Below are 12,988 nucleotides of genomic sequence, written 5' to 3'. Positions count from 1 at the left end.
GGAGCCGGAACTGAGGGAGCCGTGGCCGGGAGAGTCGTAGCGGGGAGATCCGTAGCGGGGGGAGCCGGAACCGCGACCGCCGGCCGGGGCGCTTCACGGGGTGGCGGCGGGCCGCGGGACGAGGCGGTAGCCGATCCCGCGAGCGGTGTGCAGCAGGGGCCGCGCGGTGTCTCCGAAGGGGTCCTGGAGCTTGCGGCGCAACGCGCTCACGTGCACCTCCACCACGTTCGGATCGCTGTCGGCGGGCAGGTCCCAGACCTCCTCCAGCAGGGCGCCCTTGGAGACCGTGACCCCCGGCCGCCGCGCGAGCACCGCGAGGAGGTCGAACTCCTTGGCGGTGAGCGGGATCTCGGCCCCGGCCCGCGTGCACCTCTTGCTCCCGGGCTCCAGGACGAGGTCGCCCGCCTCGACGACGGCCGGCTGGGCGGCGCCCCCGCGGCGCAGCAGGGCACGCAGGCGGGCCTGGAGCACCAGATAGGAGAAGGGCTTCGTGAGGTAGTCGTCCGCGCCGGTGTCGAGGCCCTCGGCCTCGTCGTACTCGCTGTCCCGGGCGGTCAGCATCAGGATCGGCGTCCACAGCCCGGCGGCCCGTACGGTCCGGCACACGCGGTGTCCGTCGAGGCCCGGCAGCATCACGTCGAGGACGATCGCGTCGTGGGCGCCGGTGAGCGCGAGCCGCAGACCCTCGTGTCCGTCGTGGGCCACGTCGACCCGGAGCCCCTCGGCCTCGAATCCGCGGCGCAGGACGGAGGTCAGGGAGACCTCGTCCTCCACGATCAATATGCTGCTCATTGTCCGGATCCTACCTATTGGTGGGGGATGCTCTCAGCGGCGGGCGTGCTGCGACCAGTCGTAGTGGTCCTGGCCGAGGTTGCCGGAGCGGTCGCGGATCTCCTGCTGGGAGGGGCGGCCGGAGGCGCCGCTGTCGCCGCTGTCGCCGCCGTCCTCGTCGGCGGAGCGGTCGCGGCCCTGGCGCTGTTCCCTCTCTCCCTTCGCTTCCTTCTGGTGGCGGGCCACTTCGCCGGTCTTCGCGTCGATGTCGATCTCGTGCCGGACGGCGCCGTCGCTGACCTCGATCCGCCACAGCGGCCCGGCCTCGGTGCCCTCGATGGACAGTTCGGAGACGAAGCCCGCCCCCGCCGCGGCCACGGCGGTGCGGACGGCGTCCTCGCGGTCCACGCTCGCGGCGGCCAGTGTGGCGAGCGGGATCTCCAGGTACGGGCGGGCGCGTTCCGGCATCCGGTCGGCGCGGTTGCCGAGCAGCGCGCCGGTGGTCGCGTCCACCGTGAGGTGGTGCACGCGCGGCTCGGCGGTCATGACGTCGATCTCCCAGACCTGGGTGCCGTCCTCGGTCTCCAGCTCCACGTCCGTGATCCGGCCGCCGGGCACCGAGTTCTCGGCGGTCGCCATGGCCTGGGTGCGGGAGGTCTTCGGGCCGCCCTGTTCGGCGGTGGCCGGCTCGGGAGTCGCCGCGGGGGACTCGGGTGCGGTCGAGGCGGCCGCGGCCGGGGCCGCGTTGCCGGCGGCGCGGGCCTTGTCCACCCCGGGGTCGGAGCCCGCGCCTCCGCAGGCGGTGAGCGAGAGGAGGAGGGCTCCGGCCGCGAGGCCGGCGGCCGGCAGCCGACGCCGGCGGACGGCGGCCGCGGCCTTCGCGCATGTCGGGGCCTTGGCGCCGGCGGGGCCCTTCGCGCCGGCGGGGCTCTTCGCGCCGGCGGGGCCCTTCGCGCCGGCCGGGCTCTTCGCGGTGACGGTCGTGCGGACGTTCATGGGGGGCCCTCCCGAGCGGCTGTCTCACCGGTTGGTGATGACTCCACCCTCCAGGGCCCTCCTGAACCCTCCCTGAAGCATCCTGAAGACCGCTTCAGGATGATCTGTCCCGTTCCATCCCGTTATAGTCCCGATATGGCTCTCCACGAGACGAAGGACCTGCGTGCCCGCGACGCCGAGACGGACGTGTTCGCGTCCACCCTCAGCGGCGAGATCCTCCCCAAGTACCGGATGCCCGAAGACCACTCGCCCTCCGAGGTGGTCTACGAGCTCCTCCACAACGAGCTGCTCCTCGACGGCAACGCCGCCCAGAACCTGGCCACCTTCTGCACCACCTGGTCGGACGACGGGGTCCACCGGCTGATGAACGAGTGCCTCGACAAGAACATGATCGACAAGGACGAGTACCCGCAGACGGCCGAGATCGAGGCCCGCTGCGTCAACATCCTGGCCGACCTGTGGAACGCCCCCGCCGGCACCACCGGCACCGGCTGCTCCACCACCGGCTCCAGCGAGGCCGCCATGCTCGGCGGCCTCGCCCTCAAGTGGCGCTGGCGCGAGCGCCGCCGAGCCGCCGGCCTGCCCACCGACCGGCCGAACCTGGTGTGCGGGCCGGTCCAGGTCTGCTGGGAGAAGTTCGCACGGTACTTCGACGTCGAGCTCCGCCAGCTCCCCCTGTTGCCCGGAGCCACCGGTCTGAGCCCCGAGCAGCTCGCCGCGAACGTCGACGAGAACACCATCGGCGTCGTCGCCATCCTCGGGGTCACCTACACCTGCGTCTACGAGCCCGTCGCCGAGATCGCCGCCGAACTCGACCGGATCCAGGCCGAGCACGGCTGGGACGTGCCGATCCACGTGGACGCCGCCAGCGGCGGCTTCGTGGCACCCTTCCTCCACCCCGACGTGGTCTGGGACTTCCGGCTGCCGCGCGTGGCCTCCGTCAACACCTCCGGGCACAAGTACGGCCTCGCCCCGCTGGGCGTCGGCTGGATCGTCTGGCGCACCGCCGATCTGCTCCCGGCCGACCTGGTCTTCTCCGTGGACTACCTCGGCGGGGACATGCCCACCTTCGCCCTGAACTTCTCCCGGCCGGGCGGCGAGATCATCGCCCAGTACTACCTGTTCCTGCGGCTGGGCCGGGGCGGCTACCGACGGGTCCAGCAGGCCTGCGCCGACACCGCCCAGTACCTGGCCCGGGAGATCGAGACCATCGGCCCCTTCACCCTCCTCTACGACGGCCAGGGCGCGCTGCCCGCCGTCTCCTACCGGCTCACCGACCCGGAGGGGGCGGGCTTCACCCTCTACGACCTCTCCGACCGGCTCCGGATGCGCGGCTGGCAGGTGCCCTCGTACCCCCTGCCCGCCGACCGCGACGACACCGTCATCCAGCGGGTCCTGATCCGGCACGGGGTGACCCGCGACCAGATCGCGCTGCTCGTCACCGACCTGCGGGGCGCCGTGGACCACCTGGTCGCCCATCCGCAGCCGGTGCCCGCGGCGGCGCCCCGGTCGGGCTTCCACCACTGAGCCCGGCGGGTTCTTGCCACCGAGCCCGGCCGGGCACCGCCCGGCCCCTCAGGACGCCGACCAGCGCATCCCGAGCTCCGTCAGCGCCGCCGTCCGCTCCGGGGTGAGGGACGCGGCGCGGGAGCGCTGGTTGGCGATCCAGGAACCGAGGCGCAGGTCCCGGTCGCCGACCCGCTCCACGTGCGTACGGGGCACCCGCAGGTGCCGCTCGCGCTCGTGGAACAGCCGGGCCGCCTCCAGGTGCGCGGCCCACGCGTCCGCGTGCGCGACCCGGGGCTTCGGCCGGTCCGCGCCCTCGGCCGGGGTCACCCCGAGGGTGTGCTCCAGCAGCCAGCGCTGGGCCCGGGCCAGGCGCTCCCAGGCCGCGCGCTGCCCGCGCAGCCACACGCCGAGGTCCTCGCCCTGGACCACGGCCTCCCCGGGGCGCGCCGGGAGCCGGCCGCCCGCGTCCAGGTGGACCCGGGTCAGGTGGAAGGCCCGCTGCCAGGAGATCTCCCAGGACGGACACCAGGAGGCGTCGATGGCATCCAGGGCCTCCCGGCGCTCCTCGGACAGGGCGCCGGGGCCCTCCCGGCGGGCCGTCGCCCGCTGGTTCTTGACCCAGACCCCGACGGGGGCGCCGCGCCAGGTGGCGTCCACGGGAGGCAGCAGGTGACCGTGCTCGGCCGCCCAGCCGCCCGCCGCCGCGAGCCCCTCCTCGAACGCCACGTCGAAGTGGCTCCACACCATGCCCAGTTCGTCGAGCTGAGCCACCCGGCGGTGGCCGAGCGCCCCGCGGCGGTACGTGCGCCGGGCGTCCGCGATCCACTGGCCGAGCGGGAACCGGGCCAGCCCCGGCGGCCACGGAGTCCCGGCTTCCCGGTCCCCGGGGGCGTCCGCGTCCGCCTCCGGGCCCTCGGGCACCTTGAACGCGAACGGCACCTTGAGGTCCCCGGCGAGCCCGGCGTAGATCCGGGCGGCCGCCACCCCGCGCCGCCAGTGCTCGTGCTCCGGGTGCAGGACGCGCAGCCGGACGAAGGCGGCCAGCAACGCCGGGTCGCGCGGGGTGGAGAAGCTCAGCAGGGACTCCGCGCCGCCCCGCAGACCGGAGCCGCCCACGGACTCCGCCGCGCCCGCGGCCGCGCGCCGGCTCGGGGCCTGGGGCTGTGCCAGGGACTCCACCAGCCGGGTGTCGTGGGCCCGTAGCGCCTCCAGCAGCCGCGCGAGGTCCCCGTACGCCCGTGAGGTCAGCATCGTCTCGGGGGACTCCCCGGGTCCCAGCAGCACCGGCACCACGAGGGAGGCGACCTTGCCCTCCCCGGGCCGGATGCGCAGCGCCCGGCCGACGGCCTGCACCAGGTCGGGCATGGAACCCCGTACGTCGGCCCAGAAGACCGAGTCGCACTCCTTGGTGTCCACGCCCTCGCCCAGCACCCGGACGCTGCCGAGGAAGGCCTTGTCCGCGACCCGGTCGTCCGCGAAGGCGGCCAGTACCCGGCGCCGGTGCGCCGCCGTGTGCTGCCCGCACAGCCAGTCCGCCCAGACGGTACGGGGGTACACCGGCCGCGGGGCCCAACTCGTGGCGCGCAGCCGGGCGGCGACCGCCGGCAGACCGGCCGCGAAGGCCTCGGCCTCCTTGGTCAGGTGGTGGAAGACCAGGGTGCGCCGGAACCCCTGCTGCACGGCCGCCGTCATCAGCGCCGTCTGGAGCGCCGCGAGCCGCACCCCGCGCACGGCGTCGGAGCGGCCGTCCGGTCCGAGCAGCACGGCCGCCTGGAACTCCGGGTCGCTGACGTCCACGCAGACCACCCGGTAGGGCGCGCAGATGCCCCGGTCGATGGCCTCCGAGAGGGTCAGGGTGTGGCAGCGCGCGCCGAACGGCCCGTCGGGATCGTCCTCCATGGAGGCCACCAGGTCGCCGCGGCCGCGTACAGCCTCCGGCCGGTCGGAGCCCTCCTCGGGCTCCTCGCTCCCGGCGGGCCCGGGGTCCTCGCCGTCCTGCCAGACCCGGGGCGTGGCCGTCATGTACAGCCGGCGCAGCGAGGGGATGCGGGTGTTGTCGTGCACCACCGCCCAGGGCTTGCCGATGCGCCCCGAGGTCCGGTGCGCCTCGTCGACCACGATCAGGTCCCAGCCGGGCAGGCCCTCGTGGTGCGCGCGTTCGATGGTGCCGAGGCCCAGCGAGGCGTACGTGGCGTACACCGTCACCCGGTCGACGGACGGGCCCGCCCAGCCGGCCAGTTCGGCCGGGTCGGTGGTGGTGGGCACCCCCGCGTCCTCGGCGCGCAGCGAGCACACGGCGAAGGCGCGGCCGGTCCGGCCGCCCTCGCGCCAGGCCGCCGCGGTCTGCACGAGGAGGTCCAGCGAGGGGACCAGCACCAGCACCCGGCCGGCCCGCAGTTCCTCGGCCGTGTGCACGGCGACCAGCGACTTGCCGGAGCCCGTTGCCATGATGACCTGCGTACGGAGCCCGGTCCGTGGGACCCTGCGCCCGGCGGGCAGTTCCAGCGCCCGTACGGCGGCGTCGACGGCCTCGCGCTGGTGCGGACGGAGCTTCTGCCTGCTGATGCGCTCCACCTCCACCGTGATCTACCGACGTGATCTGCTGGTTTGCTTCCAGCTCCTATCTTGCCCCCCATTTTGAATCATTGCGGGCGGATCGCGTGGGAGGGGTGTGGTGGAGCGCGGCGGAGCGGAGCGGGAGGCGGTCAGGGAGATGGAGCGGGAGGCGGTCAAGGACATGGAGCGGGAGGCGGGCCGGGCTCCCGGCGCGGAGCCGGGCCGGGAGTTCCCTACATCCGGGCACCGAAGTTCTGCGTCCACCACGGGCCGCCCGAGCCCGTGTGGATGCCCACGCCGATGTCCTTGAAGGAGCAGTTGAGGATGTTCTCCCGGTGGCCCTGGCTCTTCATCCAGGAATCCATCACCTGGGCCGCGGTCCGCTGGCCCATCGCGATGTTCTCCCCGTAGGTGGACCAGCGGTACCCGGCGGCAGTGGTCCGCTGGCCCGGGTCCGCGCCGTCCGGGTTGGTGTGCGAGAAGAAGTCCCGCCGCGCCATGTCGTCGGAGTGCCCCTGGGCGGCCGTACGCAGCTGCGCGTCCTCCTTGAGCGGCCCGCAGCCGGCCTTCGCGCGCTCGGAGTTGACCAGGGAGATCACCTGGGCGGCGGTGCTGCCGCCCGGCGGGGCGGGAGCGGGCTTCTTCGGCGGGGTGGACTTCGGGCTGGGCTTCGGGGTGGGCGTGGGGGTCGGACTCGGCGTCGGGCTCGGGCTCGCGCTGGGGCTGGGGCTGGGGCTCGGCGAGGTGCTCGGAGAGGCGGACGCCGAGGGGCTCGGGGTGGGGGAGGCCGGCTCCGGGGGCAGGGAGGTCCCCGATTCCGGTGCCACGAGCGCGGCCGCGGGCGCCTCGACGGAGCCGGTGCCGGGCCGGGTGCCGAGGTAGGTCAGCCCGCCTCCCACGACACAGGCGGCGAGCACCGCGCCGCCGATGACCCGGCGCCGGCCGCGGACGCGCCGCCGCTTGCGCAGCGAGGCACGCCCGTCCCCGGCCCCGTCCGTGACGGCGAACCGCGCTTCGCCCGCGGTCCCGCCCCCACCCCCGGCCGCGTCCCCGCCGTACGCCGCGGCCGAAGCGGTCGTGGCCAGGCCCGCGGAGGCGAAGCCGGAGTCCAGGGCGGCCCGTACGCCGGCGAGCAGCGCCGCCGAGACCGGCAGCAGCGCCAGCCCGGCCAGCAGTCCTTCGGCCGGGACCAGGCCGTTCCACAGCCCGCCGCAGCGCAGGCACTCGCGGGCGTGCCGGGCTATTCGCTTGCGCCACAGCGCCGAGGGCAGCCCGTCCCAGCTCGCGGCCATCGCGCGCAGGTCCTCGCAGGGCGGCTGGGCGCCCAGCGCCCGCTCCACCACGCGGGCCGCCTCCAGCTGCGCCTTCATCCGCTGCACCCGTACCGCCGTGTGCTGCGGGGACAGCTCCAGCGCCTGCGCCATCTCGGCGCGCGTCAGCTCACCGGCGCACTCCAGCCACCACAGGGACAGCAGCGCCCGGTCGTCGGGCTCCAGCCAGCGCGTGGCCCGGGCCGTCTCCCGCCGCTGGCCCTCCAGCTGGAGCCGTACGACGGTCAGGTCCACGAAGTCGGCGCCCGGATCGGCGAGCTCCCAGGCGGCTTCGAGGCCGCTTTCGCCGGGGGCGCTCCGGCGGGCCTGCCAGTGGGCGCGCACCCGGTTCATGGCGATCGCGACCAGCCAGGACCGGAAGCTGTGGTCGTCGCGCAGGCCGCCCAGCCCGTCGAGTGCCCGCAGCATCGTGTCCTGGACCACGTCGTCCACGTCGACGGACCCGTTCAGGGCCCGCCCGACGATGTTGTAGACCAGCGGCAGATAGGCGCTGACCAGGTCGTCCTGTGCGCGGGGATCGCCCGCGCGGGCCGCGGCGACCAGCGCTGCCGTGTGCTGAGTGCTCATAGAAAAGTCCCTGTCCGTGCCGGCGCTCGATGATGCCCAATACCTGGGAGACCGTCGAGGGGGACTTCGATAACGCTTATCCGCCGAACGGTTCCGCGGACGCGGAATCCGGAGCCCCTCGACCCGCTTCCCCGGCCGGGGCGAGCCGGGCGGCCAGGGCGTCGAGGTCGGGCAGGAACCAGATGTGGCGGCCCTCGTTCGACTCCCGTACGAGATCGCGCAGGGCCGCACTGGTCTCCAGGTGGTGAGAGAGATCACCCACGACCACCAGGCGGACCCGGTAGTTCACGAACTTCTGCATGATCGCCCCGGCCAGGCCGCCGCGCAGGTCGAAGAAGCCGGCGTCCAGTCGTTCCACCGGGACGGCGACGATGTCGGTCCGGTAGAAGGCGCTGCCGATGAGCTGGTCGAGCGCGTCCTGCTCGGTGGCGACCGTCGGGCCGTCGGCGGCGCAGACCAGGACCGGTACGCCGTGGTGTTCCACGAGGAGGTCAGCCACGGCGCACCGGCTCCGCGCCGCCGTCCAGGTCGTTCCCCATGCCGTTGCCGGGGCCGAGCACCCCGTCGACCAGGTGCAGCAGATCGGCGGTGGTGGCGGCGTCGCCGAGGATCACGATCTTCATGCGGGCCCGCTCCTTGTCGTAGACCGTCTGGACGCGCAGCGCCGCCGGAGTGGCCCGGGGGGACTGCGCGCTCGCCGTGACGAGGTTCGCGAGCCGGTTCGCCGCGTCGGGGCCGATCGCGTCGATCTGCACGATGCTCGACACCTCCACGTGCCGCCGCGGCGCCTCCCCGGCGGGAGAGGGATCCCCGGCGCCCGGGGCGGGGCGGCTCGTCAGGGCCTCGAAGTCCGCCCGGCTGATCCGGTACTGCTTGCCGATCCGGACGGCCTTGAGCCGGCCGTCGCGCACGTAGTTCCGCACCGTCCGCACGTGCAGACCGAGCAGTTCGGCGACCTCGCCCACCGAGTACAACTCACGTCCTTCGTCACTCATGACTCCGCATCCTACCCCAAGAGGTACTGATGCAGCCTGATGGGGAAGGTTACGGAGTCAGGGGGAGGGGGAGGAGGAGCTCGAGGAGCCGCCCGGGGGCACGCAAGGGCAGGTAGTGATCGGCGTCCGCGACCACCTCCAGTCGCGCACCGGGGATGCCGCCCGCGAGCCGGCCGGCGATGACGCCGATCTCGGGGTGGTCGTGATCGCCGACGACGACCAGCGTCGGGACCCGGATCCGGTCCAGACGCTCGACCGCGACCTCGTCGGGGTCGAGGGCGTGCCCCTTCTCCGCGGCGGCTCCGGCTTCGGCGTTCTCCCGCACCATGGGCTCGATCACCTCGAAACCGGGTGCCCGATCGCCCAGGCTCGCCCAGAGCCCGAGCTCCAGCTCGGCGATGCGGCTGCCGACCGATCCGCGGCGCGCCGCGGCGTACGCGTCCGTCCCGGGGCTACGGGGCCACTCGTGCCCGCCGGCGGACGCCGCGATCAGCGTCAACGACCGGACCCGCTCCGGGTGTTCCAGGGTGAAGTCGAGCGCGACCTCGCCGCCCATGCTCAAGCCGACGAGCCCCGCGGTCCGGAAGCCGAACCGGTCCAGCACCGCCAGCAGGTCGTCCTCGTAGCGGAAGGGCCCGGTCGGGGGCGTCGAGCGGCCGTGGCCCCTGGCGTCGTAGCGCACCACGGTGTGGTGCAGGGCCAGCGCGGCGAAGACGCTGTCCCACAGGCGGCTGTCGTGGACCGCTCCGTGGAGCAGGACGAGCGGGGGGCCGTCCCCGGCTTTCTCGGCGGCGACGCGGCCTCCGCCGGTGACGTGGATCAACTCGGTGGTCATGCCCCCGATTCGATCACGGCGCCGCATCCGCCGAGAGGAGTGGGGGCGCCCCGGAAATCCGCTTCGGCCGGGGGCGGCCCCGCTCCTATGATCACCGGATGACGGATCCCCGCTATCCCGCCAAGCCCCGCCCCGGCGACCGCGTCGCGGTGCTCTCCCCTTCGGCGGGCCTGCCCGAGCTCTTCCCGCAGCCCTACGAACTGGGCCTGAGGCGGCTCCGGGAGGAGTTCGGACTGGAGCCGGTGGAGTACCCGACGACCCGGAAGATGGGCGCGAGCCCGCAGCAGCGGGCCGCCGACCTCCACGCGGCCTTCGCGGACCCCGGCATCAAGGCGGTGATCGCCAGCATCGGCGGCGACGACCAGATCACGGTGCTCCCGCACCTCGACGCCGACATCCTGCGCGCCCACCCCAAGCCGTTCTTCGGCTACAGCGACAACACCAACCTGCTCCTGCACCTGAGGGACCTGGGACTGGTCGCCTACCACGGGGGCTCGGTGATGGTCGAGCTCGGACGGCCCGGCGCCCTGCACCCGCTGACCGAACGGTCCCTGCGGGCGGCGCTGTTCACCTCCGGCGAGTACGAGCTGACCGCCGCCGACGCCGTCGGCGACGTCAACGGCCCCTGGGACGACCCCCGCACCTTCGACGCCGCACCGGAACTGGAGCCGGCCGGGGGCTGGACCTGGCACAACGCCGACCGGGTGGTCGAGGGCAACAGCTGGGGCGGCAACCTGGAGATCATCTCCTGGCTCCTGATGGCCGACCGCGTGCGGCCCGTCGGGGAGTACGCCGGCGGGGTGCTCTTCCTGGAGACCTCGGAGGACATGCCGAGCGCCCGGGACGTCTACTGGATCCTGCGCACCATGGGGGAGCGCGGACTGCTCAGGCGGTTCCCCGCCCTGCTGATGGGCCGGGCGAAGAGCTGGTCCTTCGAGAAGCCCTACGGGGCCGGGGAGCGGGAGCGCTACCGCCGCGGGCAGCGCGAGGCGGTCCTGCGGGCCCTCGGCGAGTACGCCCCCGACACCATGGCCGTCTTCGACGTGGAACTCGGGCACACCGACCCGCAGATCGTCATCCCCGTCGGGGGGCGGGTCCGGGTGGACGGTCCGGCCCGCCGCGTCTTCGTCACGTACTGAAGAACGTCCGCACGTACTGAAGAACCTCCGCATGTACTGAAGGACCTCCGCATGTACCGGCGAACATCCGCCTGAGTCAACGCCGTTGGGGTTCCCCCGGCCGGGTGCGGGGTGACAATGGGGCTCCCACGGGACGTGTTGGGGGCGGCATGTCGGCGTTGCTCTTGAGGGGATCCGGCCGGGCGAGGAGCTGGGCCGGATACCTCGGTTCGGTAGGGCTCGGAGCAGGTGCGGTGGCGCTGGCGGCGGTGTGGACCTCGGGGCCCTGGGCCGCCGGGATCGGCGCGGCCGTCACCACGCTGTCCGGACTCGCCGCCGAGCTGACGCGGCCTCCCGCTCCCGGGGAGGGCGCCGACCCCCGGGCCGCCGGGGAGGTGCTCCGCACGGCGGCGGGCCGGATCCCGCTGCTGCGCCAGGTGGACCGCCCCGAACTGGCCGGAGTTCACCCGGCCGAGGCCCCCGCGGCCCCGCCCGCGTACATCCGGCGCGACGCCGAACCGGGGCTGCGCGCCGCCCTGGAGCGGAGCCGCTTCGTCCTCGTGGTGGGGGAGTCCACGGCGGGCAAGACGCGGCTCGCCTGCGAGGTGGCCCGCACCCGCTACCCCCGGCACGCCTTCGTCCGGCCGCTCTCCCGCGCCGCACTGCCCGAAGCGGTACGGATCGCCGGGCGCCGGCGCCGCGCCGTGCTGTGGCTGGACGACCTGGAGGACCACCTCGGCGCGGGCGGCCTCAGCACCGCGCAACTGGCCTCCCTGCGTGCGGCGGTGGTCATCGCGACGATGCGGGTGGAGGAGTACCGGCGCTACGACGCCCGCGAGGAGAGCCGGCTCACCGGCTCCGACCGGGACGCCTGGCGGGCCCAGCGCGACCTGCTCCACCGGGCGGCCGTCATCAGGCTGCCCCGGCACTGGTCCAGGGCGGAGCGCGGCCGGGCCGCCGCCCACCGGGGCGACCCGCGCATCGGGGCGGCCCTGCGCGCCGGCGAGCGGTTCGGGGTCGCCGAGGTGCTGGCGGCGGGGCCGGAACTCCTGGCGGCCTGGGAGAACGCCTGGGCCCCGGGCGCCAATCCGCGCGGCGCCGCCGTGGTCGCGGCGGCGGTGGACTGCCGCCGGGCCGGACTGCGCCGCCCGGTGAGCCGCGCGTGGCTCCGCGAACTGCACGCCCCCTATCTGGCGGCCCGCGGCGGCGGGGACCTCCAGCCCGAGCCCTTCGCCGAGGCGATGGACTGGGCCTGCGCCGCCGCCTACGCCACGAGCGGGCTGCTCATCGGCAACTTCGGGGCCGGATTCACCGCCTTCGACTACCTGTTGAACGCGCCGGGCAGCGCTCCGGTGCCCGACCACCTGTGGCGCGGGCTGCTGCCCCTGGTGCAGCCCGCCGATGCCTACGACATGGGGCTCGTCGCCCATCAGGACGGCCGCCTCGCGCGGGCCGTCGAAGCCCTCGCCATCGCCTCGCGCGGCGGGGTCCCCGGCGCCGAACTGCCGCTGGCCATCGCCATCGGGGACTCCGGGAAACCGCGCCGGGCCGCCGCCGATCTCGCCGGGATCGCCCGCCGGCGGGCCGGCCTGCTCGGGCCCCGGCACCCCGACACCCTGGCGGCCCGGCATCAACTTGCCTTCTTCGTAGGGGAGTCGGGGAACGAACGGGCCGCCGCCTCCCAGTTCGCGGAGCTGCTCGTGGACGCCCTGGAGGTGTTGGGGCCCGATCACCCGGACACCCTGGCGGCGCGGCACCAGCTGGCCTACTTCACCGGAGAGGGAGGCGATCCCCGCGCGGCCGCCCGCCAGTTGGAAGGGCTGCTCGCCGACCGCCTACGGGTCCAGGGTGCCGGGCACCCGCAGGTACTGGCGACCCGGCGCAGTCTGATCTGGTTCCGGCCGGGGGAACCGGCCGACGCGGAAGCCGAGTTGCGGAACCTGTTGGCCGAGGCCGAAGCCGCCGAGGGGATCGGGCCCGACGATCCGCACACGCTCGCCGTCCGGGGAAGCCTGGCGGCGCTGGCGGCCCGCGCCGGGCGCACCGCCGAGGCCGCGCAGGCCTGGGCGGAACTCACCGCCGACCGGACCAGGGTGCTCGGCGAGGACCACCCGCACGTGTTCTACTCCCACCTGGAATGGGCCCGCGCCCTGCTCGCCCGTAACCGGGCCGCCGAGGCGGCGGCGGTGCTGACCGGGGCCCTGGCGCGGTCCGGGTCCGTCCTCGAACCGGGCCACCGGCACCTGCGGACGGCCCGGGAGCTGCTGAGTCGGGCGCGAGCCCGGCCTGACCGGCAAGACGCCCCCTAGG

At 74.6% G+C, this 12,988-nt stretch carries 10 protein-coding genes; 3 read left to right on the top strand and 7 right to left on the bottom strand.

From position 1 onward, the window contains the following. Positions 1-93: 93 nt before the first annotated feature. On the bottom strand, positions 94-792 hold the full coding sequence (locus OG730_RS03040) for a response regulator transcription factor (protein ID WP_327302659.1): 699 nt from the start codon (positions 790-792) through the stop codon (positions 94-96). A 33-nt stretch (positions 793-825) separates the two neighbouring features. Then, positions 826-1,767: a PepSY domain-containing protein gene (locus tag OG730_RS03035; protein WP_327302658.1), complete on the bottom strand. Its 942-nt coding sequence runs from the start codon at positions 1,765-1,767 to the stop codon at positions 826-828. 135 nt (positions 1,768-1,902) lie between these two features. On the opposite strand from OG730_RS03035, the gene OG730_RS03030 reads away from it, so the two are divergent. Then, a complete protein-coding gene (locus OG730_RS03030) occupies positions 1,903-3,294 on the top strand; it encodes a glutamate decarboxylase (RefSeq protein WP_327302657.1) in 1,392 nt (463 codons plus the stop codon). A 48-nt stretch (positions 3,295-3,342) separates the two neighbouring features. Here the strand turns inward: OG730_RS03030 and OG730_RS03025 are convergent, their stop codons facing one another. From OG730_RS03025 to OG730_RS03005, 5 genes are all read right to left on the bottom strand, one after another. Then, on the bottom strand, positions 3,343-5,850 hold the full coding sequence (locus OG730_RS03025) for a helicase associated domain-containing protein (protein WP_442814810.1): 2,508 nt from the start codon (positions 5,848-5,850) through the stop codon (positions 3,343-3,345). Positions 5,851-6,065: 215 nt separating this feature from the next. Continuing rightward, complete coding sequence (locus OG730_RS03020; RefSeq protein WP_327302656.1) at positions 6,066-7,730, bottom strand: sigma-70 family RNA polymerase sigma factor; 1,665 nt, start codon at positions 7,728-7,730, stop codon at positions 6,066-6,068. 76 nt (positions 7,731-7,806) lie between these two features. Further along, positions 7,807-8,229, bottom strand: coding sequence for a DUF4180 domain-containing protein (locus OG730_RS03015; protein ID WP_327302655.1), 423 nt, complete (start codon positions 8,227-8,229; stop codon positions 7,807-7,809). Beyond that, positions 8,222-8,725 (bottom strand): helix-turn-helix domain-containing protein, encoded by a 504-nt coding sequence (locus OG730_RS03010; RefSeq protein WP_327302654.1) that lies wholly within the window; start codon positions 8,723-8,725, stop codon positions 8,222-8,224. The genes OG730_RS03015 and OG730_RS03010 overlap by 8 nt, the downstream gene beginning before the upstream one ends. 49 nt (positions 8,726-8,774) lie before the next feature. Continuing rightward, on the bottom strand, positions 8,775-9,560 hold the full coding sequence (locus OG730_RS03005) for an alpha/beta fold hydrolase (protein ID WP_327302653.1): 786 nt from the start codon (positions 9,558-9,560) through the stop codon (positions 8,775-8,777). A gap of 98 nt (positions 9,561-9,658) precedes the next feature. Between OG730_RS03005 and OG730_RS03000 the strand changes: the two genes are divergently transcribed. Together OG730_RS03000 and OG730_RS02995 are read left to right on the top strand one after the other, a co-directional pair. After that, positions 9,659-10,699, top strand: coding sequence for a S66 family peptidase (locus OG730_RS03000; RefSeq protein WP_327302652.1), 1,041 nt, complete (start codon positions 9,659-9,661; stop codon positions 10,697-10,699). Between the two features lie 233 nt (positions 10,700-10,932). Further along, a complete protein-coding gene (locus OG730_RS02995; protein WP_327302651.1) occupies positions 10,933-12,987 on the top strand; it encodes a tetratricopeptide repeat protein in 2,055 nt (684 codons plus the stop codon). The last annotated feature ends 1 nt before the right edge of the window (position 12,988 follow it).

This window comes from Streptomyces sp. NBC_01298 (assembly GCF_035978755.1).
Lineage (GTDB): Bacteria > Actinomycetota > Actinomycetes > Streptomycetales > Streptomycetaceae > Streptomyces.
This window is presented reverse-complemented; position numbering and strand designations above follow the sequence as displayed.